Source organism: Pseudomonas glycinis (assembly GCF_054871425.1).
Window position 1 is genome coordinate 394,350 of record NZ_JBTYHF010000003.1, and the last position, 24,578, is coordinate 418,927.

Below are 24,578 nucleotides of genomic sequence, written 5' to 3' on the forward strand. Positions count from 1 at the left end.
CCGGAGCATTCCGTTATCCGTCGCTTCTCGTCTTGTGAACGATCCACGCCTTGGCACGCTGGTATGGGTAGTTGTCAGTGCAAATTCGGAAGAACGTTGTGCGGCAGATTCGGGTTTTTCAACACGGTCGCAGCGGCAGCGATATCCGGCGCCAGCCAGCGGTCCTGATCGTAGGCCGGGACCGTTGCGCGCAGCAGTTTCCACGCGCGGTCGGTGCCCACGCCAAAGCGCTGTTTCTTGAGGAATTCAAACGCCTGCGCCGCCAGCAGGTATTCAATTGCGAGGATCTGCGTGCAGTTTTCCAGCGCGCGGTGCAGCTTCAGCGCGGCGTTGGTGCCCATGCTCAGGTGATCTTCCTGCAGGCCCGAGGTGATGTAGTTGTCGAGCACCGCCGGTTGCGCCAATTGACGGTTTTCCGCACACAGCGATGCGGCGACGTATTGCACGATCATCATCCCCGAGTTGACCCCGGGATTGGCCACCAGAAACGCCGGCAAACCGCTGACGTGCGGGTTGACCAAGCGATCGAGACGGCGCTCGGCGATCGAGCCGATTTCGGCCATGGCAATCGCCAGCAGATCCGCCGCCATCGCCACGGATTGACCGTGCGGGTTGGCCTGCGACATCACCCGGAAATTGTCCGGTGTGCCTAGCAGTAACGGGTTGTCGGTGCAGCCGTTGAGTTCGGCTTCGACCTGTTTGATCGCATGCGCCAGTTGATCGCGCGCGGCACCGTGGACCTGCGGGATCGAACGAATGCTCAGCGCATCCTGAGTGCGAATGCCTTTGCTCGCGGCGATCACTTCGCTGCCATCGAGCAAGGCGCGAAGGTTGTTGCCGACCTGCTGCATGCCCGGATGCGGTTTGAGCGCGATGATCTCGGCATCGAACGCATCGATCTGGCCGCGCTGGGCTTCGAAACTCATCGCACCAATGACATCGGCCCATTGCAGCAGCCGCGTGGCATCGGCAATCGCCAGACAACTGAGGCCGGTCATGCACGGCGTGCCGTTGACCAGACACAAGCCATCCTTCGCGCCGAGCTGCACCGGTTGCAGACCTTCCTCGGCCAGCGCCTGTTGTGCCGGGACGATCTGTCCGCGATAGCTGACATTGCCGACGCCGAGTAGCGCGATGCCAATGTGCGCCATGTGCGTCAGGTAACCCACCGACCCCTGCGACGGCACCTGCGGGGTGATGCCGCGATTGAGCAGCGCCAGCAGCCCTTCGACCACACGCCGATGCAGGCCGGATCTGCCGTGGCTGTAGTTGTGAACGGCGGCGCAGATGATCGCGCGGGTCTGCTCGTCGCTGAGCACCGGACCGACACCGCAGGCATGGCTGAGCAGGGTGTTGCGCGAGAGCTGGCTGAGCTGTTCGTCTTGCAGCGATACGTTGGACAGACCGCCCAGACCGGTGTTGACGCCATAGGCACGCTCGCCGCTGGCGACGATGCGCTGGACGATGGCCTGAGCGTTGTCGATGCGCGCCCAGGTGTCGCTGGACAGTTCCAGCGGTGCACCGTGACGGGCGACGGCGATCACGTCCTGCCAACGCAGAGGGCTGCCTGTGATAACGATTTTTTCAGCCTGGGACATCTCTAACCTCATACCAATTCTGTTGATGCCGGTAACCCTGTGGCGAGGGGATTTATCCCCGTTCGGCTGCGAAGCAGTCGTAAAACCGGCCACCGCGGTCTGTCTGACAGATTTGCGGGCATGGTTTGGGGCGGCTTCGCCACCCAACGGGGATAAATCCCCTCACCACATAGGCCACTCAGTTTCAGACCACCGCCGCGCGCCGCTGCACGAACCGGTCGACATACTCATCCGCCGGCGAGTGCAGGATCTCTCTTGGCGTGCCCACCTGGATCAACCGGCCATCCTTGAGAATCGCGATGCGATTGCCGATGCGCACGGCTTCGTCGAGGTCGTGGGTGATGAAGACGATGGTTTTGTGCAGGGTCTTTTGCAGTTCCAGCAACTGGTCCTGCATCTCGGCGCGGATCAGCGGGTCCAGCGCACTGAACGCTTCGTCCATCAGGATGATGTCGGTGTCCGCCGCCAATGCACGGGCGAGGCCGACGCGCTGACGCATGCCGCCGGAGAGCTGGTGCGGGTATTTGTTTTCGTAGCCTTTGAGACCGACGGTGTTGATCCAGTGCAGCGCGCGTTCGGCGCAGACCTGCTTGCTCTCGCCGCGCACTTTCAGGCCGTAGGCGACGTTATCGAGCACGGTCTTGTGCGGCAGCAGGCCAAAGCTCTGGAACACCATGCTGATCTTGTGTCGACGAAATTCGCGCAGGGCTTCCATGTCGTACTGCAGGATGTCCTCGCCATCGACCAGAATCGCCCCGCTGGTGGGGTCGATCAGGCGATTGAAGTGCCGTACCAGGGTGGATTTGCCCGAGCCGGACAGGCCCATGATCACAAAGATTTCGCCGGTGCCGATGCTCAGCGACAAGTCGTTCACGCCGACCACGCAACCGGTTTCGTTGAGCACCTGGTCCTTGCTCTTGCCCTGGCCGACCATGGCCAGCGCATCCTTGGCGCGGTTGCCGAAAATCTTGAAGACGTTGCGCACTTCGATCTTGCTCACGCTTGCGTTGCTCATTTGCTCACCTCGTGCCGTGGCCGACCGTACGCTTGAGTGATGCGGTCGATGACCACCGCGAGAATCACGATCGCCAGCCCGGCTTCGAGCCCACGGCCGACGTTGAGGGTCTGAATCCCCACCAGTACGTCTTCACCGAGGCCACGGGCGCCGATCATCGAGGCGATCACCACCATCGACAGGGCCATCATCGTGGTCTGGTTGATCCCGGCCATGATGCTCGGCAGCGCCAGCGGCAGTTGCACGCCGAACAGTTGCTGCCAGCGATTGGCGCCGAAGGCGTTGATCGTCTCCATCACTTCACCGTCGACCTGGCGAATGCCCAGATCGGTCAAGCGAATCAGCGGCGGCGCGGCGTAGATCACCGTGGCGAAAATCGCCGGCACCTTGCCCAGGCCGAACAGCATCAGCACCGGAATCAGGTACACGAAACTCGGCATGGTCTGCATGATGTCGAGCAGCGGCATCAGCACCGAACGCAGGCGATTGCTGCGCGCCGAAAGAATCCCCAGCGGGATGCCGATCAGCACCGAAATGATCGTCGCGACCATCATCAGTGCGAGGGTTTGCATGAGCTTGTCCCACAGGCCAACCGCACCCACCAGAAACAGCAAGCCGACAATCACGGCGGTGGTCACCACTTTGCGCGTGGCGTGCCAGGCGATGACACCGACGATTGCCAGCATCAACCACCACGGCGCCGCACGCAGCAGACCTTCGAGACTGACGATGGCCCACAGCAGCGTGTCGGAGATATGCCGGAACACGTCGCCGTAGTTGGTCACCAGCGAATCGACCCAACCGTTGACCCAGTCGGCGATGGAAAAGGTAAAGCTTTCGGGAAACATAAGGGACTCTCAATCAAGGGGTTGCGATCAAGCGTCCGGCTGCCGTGCTGGCAGCCGGGAAACCTGACCTACAAGGCCGCGTCGATTTTCTTGGCTGCGTCGTCGCTCACCCATGCGTGCCAGACTTCAGGATGTTCCTTGAGGAAGATTTTCGCCAGTTTTGCCGACTCGATGCGTTCCTTGGCCATGCGCCCGAGGTTCTGATTGAGCAGGTCGATAGGCAGGTTGACTTTCTCCAGCACGGCGACCAGTTCCGGGGCTTCGTCGTGGAAGGTTTTCGACAGGCCGACCTTGATGCTGACGGTCTTGTCGACGCCGGGTTTCTCTTCCAGTTTGACTGCATCGATCTGGCCCATCAGCGGGGTCGGCGACCAGTAGTAGAAGAGGATCGGCTCGCCACGCTTGTAGCTCGACAGCACCGCTGCATCCAGCGCAGGTCCGGTGCCCGGACGGAAGTTGGTGTAGCTGTTTTCCAGACCGTAGCTCTTGAGCATTTCGCTGTTGTCGAGCTCGCAGGTCCAGCCGGCCGGGCAGTTATAGAAGCGGCCCTTGGACGGCTCTTCAGCGTCCTTGAACACGGCGGAATACTTGCCCAGATCAGCGATGTTTTTCAGGTCCGGGGCTTTCGCCTCGAGCTTGCGCTTGGCGTCGCCTTCGATCACGTAACGCGGCACGTACCAGCCTTCGACAGCACCCACCACCGGTGCGCCGACACCGACGACCTTGCCGGCCTTCTCGGCCTTGTTCCAGACCTCGCTGCGGCCGACCCACTCTTCGGCGAACACTTGAATATCGTTGCTGCTCAGGGCGTTTTCCATGGTGATGGAATTGCCCGGCAGGCTGTCGGTCTTGCAGCCGTAACCTTTCTCCAGCACCACTTGCAGCACGTCGGTCAGGAGCATGCCGCTCTCCCAGTTCAGCCCGGCGAATTTCACCGGTTTGCCCGATTCGCACCAGCCGGCGGCTTGCGTTGCACCGGCACTGGCCAACAGGCCCATGGACAGCAATGTGGTCAGCAGGGTCTTGTTCGATTTCATTGTCGTGACGCTCCTAATCATGAATGGGCTTACGGCAGTTCAAGAGGCATCCAGCCTGGTCCACGTCCAGATCAGGCCTGCGCCGCAGCGCGACCGGTCCCGCTCGTTTTTGCTTGTTGGGTGCTGTTCTGCTCGACCGGCAGAATCAGGCGATCGGGCACTGCGCTGTGCCATTTCTTTGCGCAGAAGTAATAGACGGCGGCCGGGAGAACCAGGCCGATGATCCAAGAGATATCCACATCCCCTAGCGCTGCCACCAGCGGCCCGGTGTAGAACTTGGTCGAGATGAACGGCAGCTGCACCAGTACACCGAACACATAGACGCTGATGCCGAGCAGGTTCCAGCGTCCGTAGCGACCGTTCGGATCGGCCAGCGCCGGCACGTCGTAGCGCTCGCGGGTGATGCAGTAGTAGTCGACCAGATTGATCGCGCTCCACGGGGTGAAGAAGGCGAGCAGAAACAGGATGAACGACTTGAACGCACCGAGGAACGAGTGCTGCCCGAGCAGGGCAATCAAGGTTGCCGCGCCGACGATGAACAGCACGAAGATCAGCCGCTGCATGCGGGTAACCGTCAGGTGTCCTTTGAAGCCACTGATGATGGTGGCGATGCACATGAAGCTGCCGTAGGAGTTCAGCGTCGAGATGGTCACTTTGCCGAACGCGATGCTGAAATACAGCAGCGCGGCAGTGGCGCCGGTACCGCCGAGCCCGACGATGTAGGCGACTTCATGGCCAGCGAATTGACCGTTGGCTGAAGCGGCGGCAAACACACCGAGGATCATCGCCACCTGCGCGCCGATCACCGAGCCGGCACCGGCGGCGAAAAAGGTTTTCACCGATGAAGTAGCGCTCGGCAGGTAACGCGAGTAGTCCGCTACATACGGGCCGAAAGCGATCTGCCAGGACGCCGCCAGCGACACCGCCAGCAGAAAGCTGCTCCAGCTGAAGTGGCGGATTTGCAGGAGCGCACCGACGTCGGTCTGGCTCATCAGCCGCCAGAACAGGAACACAAAAGCGATCACGCCAATCACGCTAGCGACGCGGCCGATCCAGTGGATCACCCGATAGCCGAGCACTGTGACCAGCACGATGACACTGGCGAAAATCAGGATGCCAACACTGTCGCTGACACCGAACAACTGCCCCAGCGCCTGCCCGGAGAGCACTGTCCCGGTGGCGGTGAAACCCAGGTACATCAGGCACACCAGCACGATCGGAATCGCTGCGCCATAAACGCCGAATTGCACACGGCTGGAGATCATCTGCGGCAAGCCCAGTTTCGGTCCCTGCGCGGCATGCAGCGCCATCACACCACCGCCGAGCAGTTGGCCGATCAAAAGACCGATCAACGACCAGAACACATCACCGCCAAGCACCACCGCCAAGGCCCCGGTGACGATCGCGGTGATCTGCAGGTTGGCGCCCATCCACAGGGTGAACTGACTGAACAGACGACCGTGTCTTTCCGCTTCCGGGATGTAGTCGATCGAACGCCTTTCGATCAACGGAGTACTGCCTGCACGTTCGTTGTTAACCGCCATGATTCAACCTCTGTGGATTGCTGTTCGGGTTCACTGAGCATCGGTGGAGCTGCTTTTCTGTGGGAGCGAGCTTGCTCGCGAAAGCAATCTGTCTGCAGACACAAATGTTGACTGTGCCGGCCTCTTCGCGAGCAAGCTCGCTCCCACATGAAGCAAAAGCGTATTACTTGCGATCAGTGATCATCGGCAGATTCAGCCCCTGCTCTTTCGCACAGTCGATGGCAATCTGGTAACCGGCATCGGCATGGCGCATGACGCCAGTCGCCGGGTCGTTATGCAGCACGCGAGCGATGCGCTCGGCGGCTTCGTCAGTACCGTCGCAGACGATCACCATCCCCGAATGCTGCGAGAAGCCCATGCCGACACCGCCGCCGTGGTGCAGCGACACCCAGGTCGCGCCGCTGGCGGTGTTCAGCAGTGCGTTGAGCAGCGGCCAATCGGACACGGCGTCGGAGCCGTCCTGCATCGATTCGGTTTCGCGGTTGGGGCTGGCCACCGAGCCAGAGTCGAGGTGGTCGCGACCGATCACCACCGGGGCCGACAGCTCACCGCTACGGACCATTTCGTTGAAGGCCAGACCGAGCTTGGCGCGCTGGCCCAGACCGACCCAGCAGATACGCGCCGGCAGACCTTGGAAGCTGATGCGCTCGCGGGCCATGTCCAGCCAGTTGTGCAAATGCGCGTCGTCGGGGATCAGCTCTTTGACCTTGGCGTCGGTTTTGTAGATGTCCTGTGGATCACCCGACAGCGCCGCCCAACGGAACGGGCCGATGCCACGGCAGAACAGCGGACGGATGTACGCCGGCACGAAGCCCGGAAAATCGAAAGCGTTTTCGACGCCTTCTTCCTGAGCCATCTGACGGATGTTGTTGCCGTAGTCGAAGGTCGGAATGCCTTGCTTCTGGAACTCCAGCATGGCTTTGACGTGCACGGCCATCGACTGCTTGGCGGCTTTGATCACGGCTGCAGGTTCGGTTTTGGCGCGGGCGCGGTACTCGTCCCAGCTCCAGCCGGCCGGCAGGTAACCGTTGAGCGGGTCGTGGGCGCTGGTCTGGTCGGTGACCATGTCCGGGCGCACGCCACGCTTGACCAGCTCCGGCAGGATTTCCGCCGCGTTGCCGAGCAGGGCGATGGAAATCGCTTTGCCTTCTTTGGTGTATTTGTCGATGCGCGCCAGAGCGTCGTCGAGGTCTTTGGCTTGCTCATCGACGTAACGGCTTTTCAGGCGGAAATCGATGCTGACCTGCTGGCATTCGATGTTCAGCGAGCAGGCGCCGGCCAGGGTGGCGGCCAGCGGTTGCGCGCCTCCCATGCCACCGAGGCCGGCGGTGAGCACCCAGCGCCCCTTGAGGTCAGCGTTGTAATGCTGGCGCCCGGCTTCGACGAAGGTTTCGTAGGTGCCCTGAACGATGCCCTGGCTGCCGATGTAGATCCAGCTGCCGGCGGTCATCTGGCCGTACATGGCCAGGCCTTTGGCGTCGAGTTCGTTGAAGTGTTCCCAGCTCGCCCAGTGCGGCACCAGGTTGGAGTTGGCGATCAGCACGCGCGGCGCGTTGCTATGAGTCTTGAATACGCCGACCGGCTTGCCCGATTGCACCAGCAGGGTTTCGTCGTCGTTCAGGTTGGTCAGGCTTTCGACGATCTTGTCGTAGCACTCCCAGTTGCGCGCAGCGCGGCCGATGCCACCATAGACAACCAACTCTTTCGGGTTCTCGGCGACTTCCGGGTCGAGGTTGTTCATCAACATGCGCAGCGGCGCTTCAGTCAGCCAGCTCTTGGCGGTCAGCGTGTTACCGCGTGCGGCGCGGATCTGCACGTCACGAAACTTGTTGCTGTTCTGGGTATTGTCAGTCACGAAAAAGACTCCTCAGCGATCAATTCAAACCAACCCTGGCAGTGGGCAGCAGCCTGCGCGCTGTGCTGCGCGACAAGCGAATCAGTGGACGCTGCGGAGAGTCTCGACCGACTCATACGCATACGTCTTTACTTGTACATACAAGCATATGCAATCAAGCGGCCAACTTGTTGGAGGAGTGTTCAGGAAAAATCACGGGCATGGCTGGAGAGCGCCTGAATCGAGGGTTCTGGCGTGGATGAAATTTTCCGGGAGGAGATTCTGAGGAGATGCGGCTGGGCCAAGTGAGCGTGGTTTTGCGCCACGCTGGGGCGTTCGGTAACAAGTTGGTGCGTGGAGGGAAACAAGAGTGGGGATGGCTTGTGGCGAGGGGATTTATCCCCGCTGGGCTGCGCAGCAGACCGCTTTTTTTAATCAGGAATGCGGCCGCTTCGCGACCCAGCGGGGATAAATCCCCTCGCCACAGGGTGTGTTCAGTTCTGGAGGAGTTCGATCACGCAGCATGCCGCGTTGGTGGAGACTTCGACCAGCCCACTGTTGCCGTCCAGTTGCAGGCAATCATGCCGACCGAGCTGCGAAACGCCGTCGCCAACACGCACGTCCATCAGCTCACTGACACTGAACACCAGCAGCGTCGATGCCGAGCTGAAAAACCGCTGCTCACCGTCCAGCCACTGCAATCGCGCGCTGTAACGTTGCGGCGCGTAGATCAGATTGAAATCGCGAATCGCACCGCCGAGCAAGGTGCAGGACACTTGGCTTTCGCCGCTGAAAGCAAACGGGTCCAAGGGTAACAGTGGACGGGTATCGTCACCGTCGACGCACAAGGTCATGCCGTCGCCCTGCAACACGGTGATGACTCGCTGGTAACCGGCGAATGTCGAGAAACCGCCGGATTCGGTGATGTCGGCAATCGACAGGCGCCAGCCGAAACCGTCCAGGCCAGTGCCGACATCACGGGTGATTTCCTCGGTGCTGCCGCCGCCGTTTTTCCACGGCATGCGCGGGTAGCCTTCGGCGCGTAGAACCTTCACTTGATAATTCATTTATGAAAGCGCCCTTCCAGACGATGGCGGGAACCGGGGTGGATCAAACGCGCCGCCGTCACCGGTTGACGCCCCGACCAGGTTCGCCGGCGGATCAGCAGGCACGGCTCGCCCTTTTCGATCTGCAGCAACTTGCACTCCGACGGCTCGGCAAGGATGGCTTCGACCACGTGCTCGCCCTCGGTCAGCGGCGCGACCTGATTGAGATAGGCATAGGGGGTTTGCAGGGTGAAATCCTGCTTGAGGTATTCCGGCGCGACCAGGGCGTTGACGAAACGGTCTTCGATCTGCACCGGAATGTCGTTTTCGTAATGCACGATCAGCGAGTGAAAGACCTTCTGACCTTCGCGCATGTCCAGCGCCAGCGCGCGTTCGGAACCGGCGGCCTCTTCTTCGAGGGTGATGACCTGGCAGGTGTGGCGATGGCCGCGCGAGGCGATTTCGTCGGCGATGTTGTGCACTTCGAACAGCGCAGACTGGCTCTTCGGCTCGGCGACAAACGTGCCCACGCCTTGCATGCGCACCAGCAGGCCGTCGGCGGTCATCTCGCGCAGGGCGCGGTTGATGGTCATGCGGCTGAAGCCGAGCTGGCTGACCAGTTCGCTTTCGGACGGCACGCGGTAGTGCGGCGGCCAGTTACCGCTGTCGATCTGCTGGGTAATCATCTGTTTGACGCGGGCGTACAAAGGCGCCGGACTGTCGCCCATGTTCGCGGCCAACGGAGAAACTGGAGGCGGAGTCGGCACGGTTGATCCCTGTTCATTGGATGAAAGTGACTAGCTTGCCGGAGTTTACCGGGCAGGCAAACGTCTGTATATGTATATACAAATAACACACGATGGGGTGCCGAACGATGTCCGCCTTCTTTGCCGAACGCGCACTGCTGCCTGAGGGATGGGCCAACAATGTACGTCTCGAGGTCAGCGCCGATGGCCTGTTGACCCGAATCCAGGCCGATTCCAGCGCAGACGAGGCCGAGCGGCTGCGCGGGCCGTTGCTGCCGGGGATGCCCAACCTGCACTCTCACGCCTTCCAGCGCGCCATGGCTGGATTGGCCGAAGTGGCCGGCAACCCCAACGACAGTTTCTGGACCTGGCGCGATCTGATGTATCGCCTCGTCGGAAAAATCAGCCCGGATCAGCTCGGCATCATCGCCCGTCAGCTGTACATCGAAATGCTCAAGGCCGGTTACACCTCGGTCGCCGAATTTCACTACGTGCACCACGACAGCAACGGCCAACCGTACGCCGATCCGGCGGAACTGGCGTTGCGCATCAGCCAGGCCGCCAGCGAAAGCGGTATCGGTCTGACCCTGCTGCCAGTGCTCTACAGTCATTCCGGTTTCGGCGGGCAGACGCCAAATGATGGCCAGCGTCGCTTTATCAACAGCACTGAGAACTATCTGAATCTGCAAGCGCGGTTGCAGCCGTTACTGGCGCAGCAAAAGGCGCAATCGCTGGGCCTGTGTTTCCACTCATTGCGTGCGGTGACGCCGCAGCAGATCAGCGAAGTGTTGGCGGCCAGTGACAAACAATGCCCGGTGCACATCCACATCGCCGAGCAGCAGAAAGAAGTCGACGATTGCCTGAGCTGGAGCGGTCGCCGTCCGTTGCAATGGCTCTACGAGAACGCTGAAGTCGATCAGCGCTGGTGTCTGGTCCACGCCACCCACGCCAACCCGGATGAAGTCACGCTGATGGCCAACAGTCGCGCGATCGCCGGGCTGTGCCTGACCACTGAAGCGAATCTGGGTGACGGGATTTTCCCGGCGGTGGATTTCCTCGCACAGGGCGGGCGCATGGGTATCGGTTCCGACAGCCATGTCTCGCTCAGCGTGGTGGAGGAATTGCGCTGGCTGGAATATGGTCAGCGTCTGCGCGATCAGCGGCGCAATCGCTTGTATGGCGCGCAACAGCCGATGGTCGGTCGCACCCTGTATGACGCGGCGCTGGACGGCGGCGCGCAGGCGCTGGGTCAGCCGATCGGCGCGTTGGAAGTGGGCAAGCGCGCGGACTGGATTGTCCTCGATGGCAACGATCCGTATCTAGCGACGGCCAATGGCGACGGGATTCTGAACCGCTGGTTGTTCGCCGGCGGCGATCGCCAGGTGCGCGATGTGCTGGTCAATGGTCAGTGGGTGGTGCGCGATGGCCGGCATGCCGGCGAAGAGCACAGCGCCCGAGCCTTCACCCGGGTCCTGCGCGATCTTTTAGGGTGAGAAAAGCAAAAGATCGCAGCCTTCGGCAGCTCCTACACGAATGCATTCTCATGTAGGAGCTGCCGAAGGCTGCGATCTTTTCGCTCTTAATTGGACGTCTTGGCCATCTGCCGATCCGACGCCCGCCAGATCAGGCGTGTGGTGTCGTAACCCTGCTGACGCGCCTTGCTCAGCAATTCTTCACGCACTACACCGTTGACGGTCGGCGTGCGTGACAGCAGCCACAGGTACTTGCGACTCGGATCGCCGACGATGGCGGTCTTGTAATCGTCGCTGACGTACAACACCCAGTACTCGCCCTTCGCCACACCCGGCACCAGGCGCGAGAACCAGTTATCGAATTCGACCCAGAGCTTGTCGGTCTTGCCCGGCACTTGTGGATAAGCCGTGCCCTTGGCTTCTTCCCACTGCCACTCCGGGGTCAGGCAACGGTTGAGCACGCCGACGTTACCGTCAGGCTTGAGGGTGTAATGGGCTTCGGATTGCGCGCAGTGGCGCTGGAAGTACATCGGCAAGCGTGCCAGTTCATACCAGGTGCCCTGATAACGCTTGAGATTGACGCTGTTGACGGTCTTGGGCGCCAACGGGTCGACGCCGGAAGTGGCGCAGCCAGCCAGTACCAGGCCAGCAAAAAGGATCAGCAATAACCGCTTCATTTTTTTCTCCGTGGGCGCGAAGCCCCGGTTTACTTCAGGCCTTGGCCGGAAAACATCAGCACTTTGTCACCGGCGTATTGCACGCTGATAAAGCTGTTCTTGTCGCCCCAGGTACAGCTGGACATACCGAGCGCGCCCGAGCAATCAGTGGGCTTGCCGAGAAGGGTTTCCACTTCGGACTTGGCCATGCCGGCCGAGAGCTTGGAGTAGTTTTCCTGATTGACCTTGCTGCATGCGGCCAACAGCACGCAAAACGACAGCAGGGCGATAGATCGCAGCGACATGGTGAAACTCCTGGAACGAGGGGGGATGGCATGGTGCCAACCAGAAGCTTAGAAGAGAAAAGTGTCATCTGGTTCCGTGACCGAACGCCTATTTATCAGGCCGCCCGTCCGGCTTTTGTCGGTAAATCAAAAACTTTGTGAAGCCGTCGAGCATTTCGTCGACTTTCCCTGCAAACGCCTAATCTTTGGCGCGGCGCGGTCGAAAATAAGAGCAGCGCAACGCTGCCGAATATGGCAAATTGCCACCCTTTCCTGACCAGCCCCCTCGCGGTAGTTCATTCGATGACCAGAAACATGAAATTCAGCCACAAGATTCTGCTGGCTGCTGCCCTTGTGGTGGCCGTTGCGTTCGCCTGTTTCATCCTCTTCAACGACTACCGCCAGCGTCAGGCCTTGAGCAGCAGCACCGAAGCGACCATGCAGGAACTGGGCAGCCTGACCACCAGCAACATCCAGACCTGGCTGGAAAGCCGCATTCAGCTGCTGCAATCGCTGTCGCAGCAAGTCGCCGTTGACGGCAACGCGCCCGCCAGCCTCAAACGCATCATTGACCTGCCCGCCTACACCGGCAATTTCCAGCTCAGCTATTTCGGTGGCGCTGACGGTGTGATGTTCTCGGTGCCGGCCGGCAACCGCGCGCCGGACTACGATCCACGGGCGCGCGGCTGGTACAAAGCCGCCAATAGCGCACAGCAGACCATCGTCACCGAACCGTACATTGCCGCTTCGTCGGGCAAACTGGTGATCACCGTCGCGACGCCGGTGCAGCGTCAGGGCCAGATGCTCGGCGTGGCCGGGGCCGACATCGATCTGACCAGCGTCAGCGCGATCATCAACTCGCTGAACTTCGGCGGCCACGGTCATGCGTTCATCGTCAGCGCCGAAGGCAAGATCCTGATTCACCCGGACAGCAAACTGGTGCTCAAGACCCTCGCCGAGGCCTATCCGAACGGCGCGCCTCAAGTCAGCCCGGGCCTGAAAGAAGTCGAGTTCGACGGCAAGACCCAGTTGATTTCCTTCACTCGCGTCAACGGAGTGCCATCGGCTGACTGGTACGTGGCGCTGGTGCTCGATAAAGACACCGCGTTCTCGATGCTCAGCGAATTCCGCACCTCGGCGCTGATCGCCATGGTCATCGCGGTGCTGATCATCATCGGCCTGCTCGGCATGCTGATTCGCGTGCTGATGCAGCCACTGCTGACCATGGGCCGCGCGATGCATGACATCGCTGAAGGCGAAGGCGACCTGACCAAGCGTCTGGTGATTCACGGCAACGATGAATTCGGCGCGCTGGGCACTTCGTTCAACCGCTTCGTCGAACGCATTCATACGTCGATCCGCGAAGTGTCCTCGGCCACCGGCCAGGTCAACGAAGTCGCCCTGCGTGTGGTCGCTGCCTCGAACTCGTCGATGTACAACTCCGACCAGCAGGCCAGCCGCACCAACAGCGTCGCCGCCGCGATCAATCAGCTAGGCGCCGCCGCTCAGGAAATCGCCCAGAACGCCGCCCTCGCCTCGCAGCATTCCAGCGATGCGCGCAGCCTCGCGGTCGACGGCCAGCAGGTGGTGGATAAAACCATCCACGCCATGCAACAGCTGTCGGCAAAGATCAGCGATTCCTGCGGCAACATCGAAACCCTTAACAGCAACACGGTGAACATCGGCCAGATTCTCGAAGTGATCACCAGCATCTCCCAGCAGACCAACCTGCTCGCACTCAACGCCGCCATCGAAGCCGCGCGCGCCGGTGAAGCCGGGCGCGGTTTCGCCGTGGTCGCCGACGAGGTGCGCAACCTCGCGCACCGCACCCAGGATTCGGCGCAGCAAGTACAGAAGATGATCGAAGAGCTGCAGGTCGGCGCACGTCAGGCAGTAACCATCATGACCGAGAGCCAGCGCGAGAGCGAAAGCAGCGTCGGCATCGCCAACCAGGCCGGCGAGCGCTTGGGCAGCGTGACCCAGCGCATCGGCGAAATCGATGGCATGAACCAGTCGGTGGCCACCGCGACCGAAGAACAGACCGCCGTGGTCGAGTCGATCAACGTTGATATCAACGAGATCAACACGCTGAATCAGGAAGGGGTAGAGAACTTGCAGGCAACGTTGCGCGCCTGTTCGGACCTTGAGCAGCAAGCCGCGCGGTTGAAGCATCTGGTCGGCAGCTTCAGGATTTAAGCTGCGGCCTCAGGCCTCTTCGCGAGCAGGCTCGCTTCCACAGTGGAATGCATTTCAATTGTGGGAGCGAGCCTGCTCGCGAAAGCGGCATAAGCCGCACTGAAGATTCAGAATCTTGAACCGGGCCTGGACAGAAACTCCAATTCCTCAGTCGTAGACTTCCGCCCCAACACCGAATTGCGGTGCGGAAATCTTCCAAACTGCGCAATCACCTTCCGATGCCGCTCGGCATAGTCCAGGTTATCGGCAAACACCGCCCGCTCCGACTCTGGCTGTTCAGCCACCAATTCAATAAATCTGGAAACGGCTTCGTTCTGCACTGCGAGGTTTTCGCAGTGTTCGAATACCAGATAAATGAATACCCGCTGAATCGGTTTCAACTGCCGATCGAAATCCGCTGCAATGCCTTGGGCGACGAGCTTCTGCGCGCGCAGATCACCGGAAAACGCTTTGGGGGTTTCGCGATAGATCATGCGTGGCAGTTGATCGAGCAACAGCACCACCGCCAGCCAGCCTTCGGGACATTGCGTCCACTCGGTCAATTCGCCGGCAAGGGCCTGATCGACAAAGACCCCGAAACGCGTCTGCGCTTCGAGGTCTTGGCTGTTTCGCTTGCCGAACCACAACTTGCCCTTTTCGGCCGCTACTTCGCTGGCTGATTCGGCGTGTCCGAACCACCAGTCGAGCAACGGCTGCCAGGGCGCGTGCATGGTTTATTCCTTGTGGTAAGCCGTGGCGCGGGCGACTTCTTCTTTCGAACCGAGGAACACTGCAACGCGCTGGTGCAGGCCTTCCGGCTGGATGTCGAGAATACGCTGGTGACCGTCAGTGGACGCGCCGCCGGCTTGTTCGACGAGGAACGACATCGGGTTGGCTTCGTACATCAGGCGCAGCTTGCCCGGTTTCGACGGCTCGCGGCTGTCGCGCGGGTACATGAACAGACCACCACGGGTCAGGATGCGGTGGACGTCGGCAACCATCGCCGCGACCCAACGCATGTTGTAGTTCTTTTTCAGTGGACCTTCTTCACCGGCCAGCAGCTCGCCGACATAGCGCTGCACCGGGGCTTCCCAGTGACGCTGGTTGGACATGTTGATGGCGAACTCCTGAGTGGTTTCAGGAATGGTGATGTCTTCGTGAGTCAGGACGAAGCTGCCCATTTCGCGATCGAGGGTGAAGCCTTTGACGCCGTCGCCCAGGGTCAGCACCAGCATGGTCTGCGGGCCGTAGATGGCGTAACCGGCGGCCACTTGCTGAGTGCCTGGCTGCAGGAAGGCTTTTTCGTTCAGCGGCTCGTTCTGGCTCAGGTACTCGTTCGGGCAACGCAGTACCGAGAAGATCGTGCCGACCGGGGCATTGATATCGATGTTCGACGAGCCGTCCAGTGGGTCGAAGACCAGCAGGTATGCGCCTTTCGGGTATTTGCCCGGGATCTGGTAGGCGTTGTCCATTTCTTCGGACGCCATGCCGGCCAGGTGACCGCCCCATTCGTTGGCTTCGAGGAGGATCTCGTTAGAGATCACGTCGAGCTTCTTCTGCACTTCGCCTTGCACGTTCTCGGTGCCCATGCTGCCCAGAACACCACCCAGGGCGCCTTTGGACACGGCGTGGCTGATCTCCTTGCAGGCACGCGCTACCACTTCGATCAAAAAGCGCAGATCGGCAGGAGTGTTGTTGCTGCGGGTCTGCTCAATCAAATAGCGACTCAAGGTAACGCGGGACATGGACGGCTCCGGTGGAATGGGGGGCGGAAAACCCGCGCAGTTTACAGGGAGTCTGAAAACCTAGCGAGCGAAGACGCCGGCTAACGTGCGCCTGGGTGTATTTGCCTGTATGAGACGTGATTGTTGGTGGAGAGTTCAGGTGTCGGATTGAGCGTAGTTCGGTTCGGCATGAGCGATTGAAGATTTTCAGTGTCTGCCCGGGCGCTTTCGCGAGCAGGCTCGCTCCCACAGGGCAATGCATTCCATTGTGGGAGCGAGCCCGCTCGCGAATGGCGCAAAGCGCCGCCATGCTCAGGTATTGGCTGGCGGCTTGCGCAACAGGCTGAACGCCATCGCCCCGAGAAACACCACACTGAGCAGCAACACCGCCCACAGCCCGAACTTCTTCCAATTGGTTCCGGCCACCGCAGCCGTCGTCGCCGTTGAGGTTTGCGTGGCCACTGCTTCGTCCTGCACCGTCGCCTTGCCCAGGCTCGCCAGCTTCTCTGGCTTGAAATCCGGAATCAACGTTGCCAGCGGCAGGTTCGCGGTTTTCACCGTGGCATTGCCCAAGGCCAGGCTGTAAGGCCCTTCGCCCCGGGCGAGGAAAATCACCTGCGTGGCGCGCACCGCGTATTTCAGGTCCGGCGCCTGCTCACCCAACCCGCCGCCGCGCTCATCCACGGTCAGCTTGAGTTGCTGCACGGTCTGCCCGGACAGCGGGATTTCGTTCTGCACCACGTCCTGATTGTTCTGGCTCAGGCGATACAGCAAACCACTGCTCAGTGGCTGCCATGGCAAGTTGCTCTCGCGCCGGCCGGCCAACGTGACCGGCGCCAGACTGTTCGGCTGTTTCAGCTCAATCTGCACCCGCTCGACATTCAGCCCCATCGGCAACTGCCAAGTGTATTCCCCAGGTTTGGTGCTGCTGCCGGCTACGCTGGGCGACCACACCAGGGGCAGCGGCAGGTTGCGCGGGTCGCTGCTTTTCAATTGCGCCGACGTCAGGACGGGCGCCGAGCCCGGCGACTCCCACAACAGGCGCACATAGCGCGCGGTCTGCCCCGGCAGGGTCACTTCGTGCTGTTCGATGCGCTCATCGGAAAAGGTCAGCCGTGCCACCTGGCCCTCGCCCCATGACTGCCAGTGCTGCAGATCGTCGCTGGCCTCGATGCTGAAACGCTGGAAACCGTCGCGCTCGCTGGTCCAGTCGAGGATCAACTGCTGCAACGGTGCCTTGATTGCACTGGCATCGAGCAACCAGCCGCGCAGCACTTCTTCGCCCGCCTCCAGTTGCGAGGACGGTTGCACTTCGACCAGGGTGCCGTTGGTGGTCGACTGCACGCGCACATTCGGCGCGCGCTCGCTGGCGTCGGCGGCGTTGTACAGCGGGAACCATTTGACCTCATGCAGCTTGCCGTCGTCGCGGGTCTGCGCCGATTCGCGAGCCAAGGCATAAGCCTGCGCTTCGCCGGCGGCGTTGAACACACGCAGGTCGCTGAGATCGGTCTGGCGCGCCTGTAATTGCGCGCTCAGCGGCAGGTCGAGGCGATACCACGGGCCATTGCCGCTCACCGTCAACGGCACTTGCGTGGCGAAGTCCGCCGGTTTTTCCTGAGCGCCAGCGACCATCACCACGCCCAGCGCCAACCACCCCAGATTCAGCATGCGACTCAAGATGCAACTCCTTCGGTTTCCGGCGCAGGTTTGTCCGCCGCCGGTTCAGCCTCGACGCGTTTGGGTGGCAGCGGCGCGAAGTAGCCGACCACCAGCAGCAATACGCCGACACCGATAAACGAGACGATCCGGGCGAGACCGCCACGGTTGCTCAGTTCGACAAAAATCAGTTTGGCCACCACCAGCGCAATCAGTGCCGCGCCGATCAGCCACACTTCGCGGCGATGGCGCAGATGGCCGCCGATCATCAGCCCCAGCGCCATCAACGTCCAGACGATCGACAGGCCGGCCTGCACCAGCATCGACGCGAGCAGTTGATCAAGCTCGAACGGGATGCCGGCCCAGTGATGCGCCGCGCGGGTGACCAGCGCGGTGCAGAAGGCGAACAGCGAAACTCCGGCGATCAGTTGTGTGGCGTGGTCGGCATGATCCTGACGGATCGACAACTGCGCAACGGCGCTGCGCGACCAGACATAAACGCCGAACAGCGCAAACAGCAGCCCCAGCTCCAATGGGTTGAGCAGCGGCACGTAAGGCAACGGTTCGGCATTGCCATCGCTGACGCCATTGGCCAGCCAGAACCACGCCAGCATCAGCACCGCCAGCGGTGCCGCCGCATACAAGCGGTACTCGCGGGCAAACGCGGCCACCGGCCACGGCCACGTACGGGGAGCAGCCATCAGCAACAGATAGAGGCTCGGCAGAATCGCCCAACCCAGCCAGCGCCAGGCATTGTACTGCTCGGACAACAGCAGCAGACCGTAACGCAACTCCAGCGCCAGCACGCCAATCAGCAGCCAGCAACCGAGCACATGGGCCACGCTCAATGCGCGCGCCGGCAAGATCGACGCCAAGCGGCGCAGGCTGAAGAAGTGCACCGCGAACAGCGCCGGCCACGCCAGCCAGCCGAAGTCGGCGGCCGGGTGGTAGCGCGAATGCCAAGCGCCGAGCAAAACCAGCGCCGCCGCCGGAATCAGTAAGGTGCAGAGCAACCCCAGCGCCGGCCATTTCAAGCGCAGTGACAACAGCGTCCACAGCGCCACACTGATCGCAGCGACCAGCAGCAACAATGTGCCTTGCAGGTTCGGCGAGGCGAAACGCAGAATCTCGCTGACCCACGCCAGCGTCCACCAACCGGCGCCCCAGACCAGCAGCACTTGCGACAAGCGCTGCAAACTCAAGGCATCAAAAGCCGTGGCATGGTTGCCCAATTGCAAGCGCCACGCACCGATCAGCGCGGCCAGCCCCAGCACCAGCGGTGTCCAGAAGCCGCCATGGGCCAATGGTTGCAATCCTTCGCTAGACAACGGCCCGAGCCATTCGGGGCCTGCGAGCAGAAACGCCGCGCCGCCGACCACCTGCAACAGCAGCCCGAAAACGAAACTCAGACGCTGTTGCAGATACAGGCTCAGCCAGATGATCAGCAAACCGCTGGCCGCCCACACTGCACTCGCGGTTTGCCACGGCAGCACGAACAGCACCGCCAGATTCATCAGCACCAAGCCGGCCAGCAACACCACCGACAAGCCGCGCAGCAGGCGCACATCGCCGCGCACCATCTCGGCCCGCGCCGCCAGCAGCATGCCGCCAATCAAGGCCAGACCGATCAGCGATGCACTGAGCAAACCGCTCCAGCCAGCGCTGAACACCGCCGCCGAATCTTCGCCGGCCGTTTGCAGGCGCAACAGAAATAACGCGCCGCCCAGCAACTGCACGGCGAATGCGGTGAACAGGAATGTGCGTGATTGAATTCGCAAGCCAACAAACAAGGTCGCCAACCCGGCCAAGGCCCAACTGATTGCCGTGCCCTGGATGAACAGGAACAACGGCGCCAGCAGATACAGGAACGTCAGGCCCAGACACGCCAGCACTGGCAGGCCTTGCCTTTCCCACGGCAATGTTTGCTCGGGCGTAGCCTTGCGCAGTTGGAAGAAACTGAACAGCAGCGCGGCGCCAAGCATCAGCGCGCCCAGCGGTGCGCCGTCGAGCAGGCTGCTCTCGCCGGGCTGCAACTGGCTGAGAAACGCCAGTGCCGAACCCAGTTGCAGCAGTAAGGCAAAGGCCCGGGCAAACGGTCGATGCTGACGCAACCCGAGCCAGAAAATTCCCGCGCCTTCCACGGCCCACGCCGCAGAAGTCCAGCGCGCATCGAGCCCCAGCGGAATCGCCAGGCTGGCGAAAATCACTCCCAGCGCCAGGCAGGTTTCGCCCAGGAGCATCGCGCGCCCGCCCATCAAAACTTTGGCCAGCGCCATATAGATCATGCCCAGCGCCAACGCACTGAACGCCGCCGCAAATTCGAGGTGCTGGACCAACGCAAACTGCAAACCGAAGCCAATGATCGGCGGGCCGAACAGCATGGTGCCGTCGACATAATCACCCTTGCGTGCAGACCATTGCAACAGCGCCTCGCGATCAGCCTCCGCCGGAGCATCCTGCAGGTCGCGCAATTTGCGCCGGGCGAAGAGCAGGCCGATGGCGAGGTACATGAGGAAAAACACAATCAGGAACGGCTCGGTGCTCCACAGCAGCTCCGGCGTGTAGGAACGCAGGCCCCAGGCGAAACCGATACCGAAGGTGCCGACGAAACCGATCAGGTTGAGCAGGCGCCAGGCCTTGAACCAGGCGATAGCAAGAATGCCGGCGTTGAGCAGAACGAAATAGCTGAACAGTGCGACGTGATTGCCTTCGCCTGTAGAGGTGAGAATCGGCGCGGCGAAACCGCCCAAAGCTGCCGCTGCGGCCAACCCCAGCGCGTCCTGGGTAATCGCCAGAATGGCCGAGAACACCGTCACCGCGACCAGCAAACCGAGTGCAGCGGACGGATCAAGCAACGGATGCAGACGCATCGCCGCAAACACCGTCAGGTACAACACCGCGATCCCGGTGCCTTGCAGCATTAACGCATAGTTGCTGTTGCGTCGGCGCAGCCACCAGCCCAGCGCAAGCAGAGCCAACGCCGCTGCCGCGACGCCGGCGTAACGCAACTCGATCGGCACCACCATGCCTTCGGTGGCGTAACGCAGTAAAAATGCCAGACCGAAAAACAGCAGCACCACACCGACGCGCAGCACCGTGTTGCCGCCGAACAGCCAATTGCGCGCAGCGCTGATGCCGCGTTCGATCAGGTTCGGGCCACGGGGTTCGGCGGTTTTTTGCGGTGGTGCAACGGGAGCCGGTTCGGCGCGCCAGACATCGGCCGGCAGCGGCTGGCTGGGTTCGCGGGCGACGGCGGAAATCGGTTCGAGTTCGGGAGGCAGTTCCCAGATCAGTTCAGGGGTCAGGGCAGCCTGCTCAGCCACGTCGACGGGGGCGGCGACTGGATCGGCTTCAGGTGACGGCGCGGGCGCATGCGAGGGCGAACCCTCCAGCACAAACAGCCGCTGAGCCACGCCTTGCAAGGCTTCGCGCACCTGCTCGAGTTGACGCTGTTGTTCCGCCGCCTGCGAGCCAAGGCGCGCAATGCGCAGCGCCTGGCCGATGACCAGCCCCAGCAGCGCACCCAATAGCGCGCCACTGAACGACTCGTCGAGCAGTCCACCGAGCACCAGCCCGATCAACATGAACATCCATTGCATGGTCGATATCCCTGAGCGCAAAGGCCAATCCGGGAAGATTAGCGCAGCCTGTCGCAAAAAGATCGCAGCCTGCGGCAGCTCCTACAAAGGTTTATGCGAACACTTTGTAGGAGCTGCCGCAGGCTGCGATCTTTTCCGGCGCGCCGATTATATCGAGCCAGGCGAAAAGTTACTCCAGCGCTTTCCAGATATCCGTGGCGTACTCGCGAATCGTCCGATCGGAAGAGAACCAGCCCATCCGCGAGGTGTTGAGCACCGCCGAACGCCACCAGTTCTGCGAGTCATGCCAGTGCGCATCGACACGCTTCTGCGCTTCCCAATAGGAGTCGAAATCGGCGCAGACCAGGAAGCGGTCATAGTCGATCAACGAGTCGATCAGGCCGGTATAACGCGAAGTGTCGTCCGGCGAGAACACACCGCTGCGAATCGCTTGCAGCACATCGTTCAAACGATGGGAGGCGGCGATGTCGGGTACGGCGCTGAACTCATGGTTCTGTTTACGCGCCTCAACCTGTTGCGCACTGAGACCGAAGATGAACATGTGCTCGGCACCGATGCGCTCGCACATTTCCACGTTGGCACCGTCGAGGGTGCCGATGGTCAACGCGCCGTTGAGGCCGAACTTCATGTTACTGGTGCCCGACGCCTCGAAACCGGCGGTGGAAATCTGCTCGGACAAGTCCGCCGCCGGAATGATGCTCTCGGCCAGGCTGACGTTGTAGTTGGGCAGGAACACCACTTTCAGCAGGCCGCGCACGGTCGGATCGTTGTTCACCACCCGAGCGATGTCGTTGGTCAGCTTGATGATCAGCTTGGCCTGGTGATAACTCGCCGCCGCTTTACCGGCAAAGATCTTCACCCGTGGCACCCAGTCGACTTCCGGCTCGGCACGAATCGCCTGGTACAACGCCACGGTGTGCATAAGGTTGAGCAACTGACGCTTGTATTCGTGGATACGTTTGACCTGCACGTCGAACATCGCCGCCGGGTTGACCGCGATCCCGAGGCGCTCGTGAATCAGATAGGCCAGCGCCTTCTTGCTGTGCAAACGCTGCTCGGCGAAGGCTTTGCGGAACGCGGTTTTCTCGGCGAACGGCTCGAGTTCGAGCAGGCGCTCTTCAGGATGATCGAGCAGGTCCGGGCCGAGGGCATCGACCAGCATCGAAGTCAGTTCCGGGTTGGCCTGATACAGCCAGCGGCGGAAGGTGATGCCGTTGGTTTTGTTGTTGATCCGCTCAGGGTAGAGCTTGTGCAGTTCGGCGAATACGGTTTTGCGCATCAGCTGCGTATGCAGACCGGACACGCCGTTGACGCTGTGCGAACCGAGGAACGCGAGGTTGCCCATGCGCACCCGGCGGCCGTTGTCTTCTTCGATCAGCGACACCGCGCGCAACACGTCGAAGTCATGAATGCCCTTGGCCCGCAGCGAATCGATGTGCTGCGCGTTGATCAGGTAAATGATCTGCATGTGCCGTGGCAGCATGCGTTCCATCAGCCCGACCGGCCAGGTTTCCAGCGCTTCCGGCAGCAGCGTGTGGTTGGTGTACGACAGCGTGTCGACAGTGACTTGCCATGCTGCGTCCCACGCGACGTCGTAGACGTCGACCAGTTGGCGCATCAGCTCGGCCACCGCAATCGAGGGGTGAGTGTCGTTGAGCTGGATCGCCGCGTGATCACCGAGGGTCAGCACCGAGGTGTGCATGTTGCGGTGACGGCGCAGCAGATCCTGCAGCGAAGCGGCGACGAAGAAGTATTCCTGACGCAGGCGCAGTTCTTGCCCGGCTTCGGTGCTGTCGGCCGGATAAAGGACGCGGGAGATACTTTCGGCGCGGGCCACTTCCGCCACGGCGCCCAGGTGGTCACCGGCGTTGAAGCGTTCCAGGTGCAGGTCTTCCATGGCGCGGGCACGCCACAGACGCAGAGTGTTGACACTCGCCCCGCGCCAGCCGACCACCGGCGTGTCATAAGCAATTGCGCGCACGGTTTCCGCCGGCGACCAGACCTGACGAGTCTTGCCGGAGGCGTCGGTGACGGTTTCGACGCTGCCGCCGAAGCCGATCGGGTACGCCACTTCCGGCCGTTCGAATTCCCAAGGGTTGCCGAAATCCAGCCAGTGTTCGGTCTGCTCCTGTTGCCAGCCATCGACAATCGCCTGACGGAACAAGCCATGCTCATAACGAATGCCATAGCCATGGCCGGCGATGCCAAGGGTCGACATGCTTTCCATGAAGCACGCCGCGAGCCGACCAAGGCCGCCGTTGCCGAGAGCCGCATCGGGCTCCAGCAGACGAATGCGCTCCAGATCGACGCCCAGTTCGGTCAGCGCTTCACGGGCGACGTCGAGCAGGCCGAGGTTGCTCAGGCTGTCATAGAGCAAACGGCCGATGAGAAATTCCAGCGAGAGGTAATAAACCCGCTTCTGGCCTTTGCGATAGATCTGTCGGGTGTGGTCCATCCAGTGTTCGACCATGTGATCACGCGCAGCCAGGGCGATGGCTTCGAACCAGTCATGGTCGAAGGCGTGATCGGGGTCTTTGCCCACGGCGTAAGTGAGTTTGGTCAGGACGGCGTCGCGGAATGCGGCCACCTCTGCTTCGCGAACTAGTGGTTCTTGAGTCATCAACAGGACCTCGAGCGAGCGGGAATTTTCTGAGCCTAGACGGTCTGACCGGCGCTAACGGCTCTGGTTCGGCAGTATTTGCGCGGACTGTGCGCCAGTGCGACATAACCTTGGCGGATGAGCCAATGAATGCAGGGGCCGTGCCGTCCTGTCGGGCAAAATGCGGCCGCTGTGAAAATATCCGGCGAAAGGTTGTTCAAAATTCCACCGCTCCCGGTATGATCGCGCGCCCTGATGCATACACGCCTGGTAATTCCCGATGATGAAGCCCAACCTGATCGCTGCCGCCGAGATTGATCGTCTCGATACGTGGGCCAAATATTCGGCACCGATGTGCGGCTCGTGCATGTCCAGCTGCTGCACGCTGCCGGTCGAAGTGAAGATCAAGGATCTGGTGCGCATCGGCGTGGTCGACGAGTTCGAACTGGGCGATCCGCCAAAGAACATCGCCAAGCGTCTGCAAAAGGAAGGTCTGGTTGAGCGCTTCAATCAGAAGTCGGGAATCTTCACCCTCCAGCGCATGAGCAATAACGACTGCTATTACCTGGATCGTAAAACCCGCCTGTGCACCATTTATGACAAGCGCCCGGACACCTGCCGCAACCACCCGAAGATCGGCCCGCGGCCGGGGTATTGCGCTTATAAGCCGAAAGAAGTCGAGCGGGTGCAGAATTTCCGGGCCATCGACAAATTTTGATCGCTGCTGAAGTTTACGGCGGCTGAT

At 61.3% G+C, this 24,578-nt stretch carries 18 protein-coding genes; 3 read left to right on the top strand and 15 right to left on the bottom strand.

The annotated features are described in order from the left end of the window. Nucleotides 1-74: 74 nt before the first annotated feature. The 8 genes from hutH to hutC all read right to left on the bottom strand — a co-directional run bounded on the left by hutH (nt 75) and on the right by hutC (nt 9,650). Complete coding sequence (hutH, locus tag ACYSTU_RS09365; protein ID WP_498997643.1) at nt 75-1,598, bottom strand: histidine ammonia-lyase; 1,524 nt, start codon at nt 1,596-1,598, stop codon at nt 75-77. 184 nt (nt 1,599-1,782) lie between these two features. Continuing rightward, nucleotides 1,783-2,613: a quaternary amine ABC transporter ATP-binding protein gene (locus ACYSTU_RS09370; protein ID WP_042608737.1), complete on the bottom strand. Its 831-nt coding sequence runs from the start codon at nt 2,611-2,613 to the stop codon at nt 1,783-1,785. Beyond that, nucleotides 2,610-3,461 carry an ABC transporter permease gene (locus ACYSTU_RS09375; protein WP_498997647.1) on the bottom strand — a complete coding sequence of 284 codons (852 nt, stop codon included), beginning with the start codon at nt 3,459-3,461 and terminating at the stop codon, nt 2,610-2,612. The genes ACYSTU_RS09370 and ACYSTU_RS09375 overlap by 4 nt, the downstream gene beginning before the upstream one ends. Nucleotides 3,462-3,529: 68 nt before the next feature. Then, entirely contained in the window at nt 3,530-4,498 is a 969-nt protein-coding gene (locus ACYSTU_RS09380) for an ABC transporter substrate-binding protein (RefSeq protein ID WP_071174126.1), read from the bottom strand. A gap of 71 nt (nt 4,499-4,569) precedes the next feature. Beyond that, nucleotides 4,570-6,042, bottom strand: a complete 1,473-nt coding sequence (locus ACYSTU_RS09385; protein ID WP_125917424.1) for a purine-cytosine permease family protein — start codon at nt 6,040-6,042, stop codon at nt 4,570-4,572. Nucleotides 6,043-6,205: 163 nt separating this feature from the next. After that, nucleotides 6,206-7,897 carry a urocanate hydratase gene (hutU, locus tag ACYSTU_RS09390; RefSeq protein WP_206421207.1) on the bottom strand — a complete coding sequence of 564 codons (1,692 nt, stop codon included), beginning with the start codon at nt 7,895-7,897 and terminating at the stop codon, nt 6,206-6,208. A gap of 473 nt (nt 7,898-8,370) precedes the next feature. Further along, on the bottom strand, nt 8,371-8,943 hold the full coding sequence (locus tag ACYSTU_RS09395; RefSeq protein WP_498997652.1) for a HutD/Ves family protein: 573 nt from the start codon (nt 8,941-8,943) through the stop codon (nt 8,371-8,373). Then, nucleotides 8,940-9,650 carry a histidine utilization transcriptional repressor HutC gene (hutC, locus tag ACYSTU_RS09400; protein ID WP_162803449.1) on the bottom strand — a complete coding sequence of 237 codons (711 nt, stop codon included), beginning with the start codon at nt 9,648-9,650 and terminating at the stop codon, nt 8,940-8,942. Before hutC ends, ACYSTU_RS09395 begins: the two co-directional genes overlap by 4 nt. A gap of 146 nt (nt 9,651-9,796) precedes the next feature. Between hutC and ACYSTU_RS09405 the strand changes: the two genes are divergently transcribed. Continuing rightward, nucleotides 9,797-11,161, top strand: coding sequence for a formimidoylglutamate deiminase (locus tag ACYSTU_RS09405; RefSeq protein ID WP_498997655.1), 1,365 nt, complete (start codon nt 9,797-9,799; stop codon nt 11,159-11,161). Between the two features lie 86 nt (nt 11,162-11,247). Here the strand turns inward: ACYSTU_RS09405 and ACYSTU_RS09410 are convergent, their stop codons facing one another. Both ACYSTU_RS09410 and ACYSTU_RS09415 read right to left on the bottom strand, forming a co-directional pair. Further along, nucleotides 11,248-11,817, bottom strand: a complete 570-nt coding sequence (locus ACYSTU_RS09410; RefSeq protein WP_016772094.1) for a lipocalin family protein — start codon at nt 11,815-11,817, stop codon at nt 11,248-11,250. Nucleotides 11,818-11,846: 29 nt separating this feature from the next. Then, nucleotides 11,847-12,101: a hypothetical protein gene (locus ACYSTU_RS09415; RefSeq protein ID WP_016772095.1), complete on the bottom strand. Its 255-nt coding sequence runs from the start codon at nt 12,099-12,101 to the stop codon at nt 11,847-11,849. A 282-nt stretch (nt 12,102-12,383) separates the two neighbouring features. Between ACYSTU_RS09415 and ACYSTU_RS09420 the strand changes: the two genes are divergently transcribed. Continuing rightward, nucleotides 12,384-14,276, top strand: coding sequence for a methyl-accepting chemotaxis protein (locus tag ACYSTU_RS09420; RefSeq protein ID WP_205900643.1), 1,893 nt, complete (start codon nt 12,384-12,386; stop codon nt 14,274-14,276). A 107-nt stretch (nt 14,277-14,383) separates the two neighbouring features. Here ACYSTU_RS09420 and ACYSTU_RS09425 read toward each other — a convergent pair whose 3' ends face one another. From ACYSTU_RS09425 to ACYSTU_RS09445, 5 genes are all read right to left on the bottom strand, one after another. Beyond that, complete coding sequence (locus tag ACYSTU_RS09425) at nt 14,384-14,986, bottom strand: DUF924 family protein (RefSeq protein WP_136492411.1); 603 nt, start codon at nt 14,984-14,986, stop codon at nt 14,384-14,386. A 3-nt stretch (nt 14,987-14,989) separates the two neighbouring features. Further along, complete coding sequence (locus tag ACYSTU_RS09430; RefSeq protein ID WP_016772098.1) at nt 14,990-16,000, bottom strand: class 1 fructose-bisphosphatase; 1,011 nt, start codon at nt 15,998-16,000, stop codon at nt 14,990-14,992. Between the two features lie 291 nt (nt 16,001-16,291). Next, on the bottom strand, nt 16,292-17,656 hold the full coding sequence (locus ACYSTU_RS09435; protein ID WP_136492412.1) for a DUF3999 domain-containing protein: 1,365 nt from the start codon (nt 17,654-17,656) through the stop codon (nt 16,292-16,294). Then, nucleotides 17,653-21,234: a DUF2339 domain-containing protein gene (locus tag ACYSTU_RS09440; protein WP_498997666.1), complete on the bottom strand. Its 3,582-nt coding sequence runs from the start codon at nt 21,232-21,234 to the stop codon at nt 17,653-17,655. Before ACYSTU_RS09440 ends, ACYSTU_RS09435 begins: the two co-directional genes overlap by 4 nt. A gap of 169 nt (nt 21,235-21,403) precedes the next feature. Beyond that, nucleotides 21,404-23,854: a glycogen/starch/alpha-glucan phosphorylase gene (locus ACYSTU_RS09445; RefSeq protein WP_016772100.1), complete on the bottom strand. Its 2,451-nt coding sequence runs from the start codon at nt 23,852-23,854 to the stop codon at nt 21,404-21,406. Nucleotides 23,855-24,113: 259 nt separating this feature from the next. Here ACYSTU_RS09445 and ACYSTU_RS09450 point away from each other — a divergent pair, with 259 nt between their 5' ends. Further along, nucleotides 24,114-24,551, top strand: coding sequence for a YkgJ family cysteine cluster protein (locus tag ACYSTU_RS09450; RefSeq protein WP_016772101.1), 438 nt, complete (start codon nt 24,114-24,116; stop codon nt 24,549-24,551). The last annotated feature ends 27 nt before the right edge of the window (nt 24,552-24,578 follow it).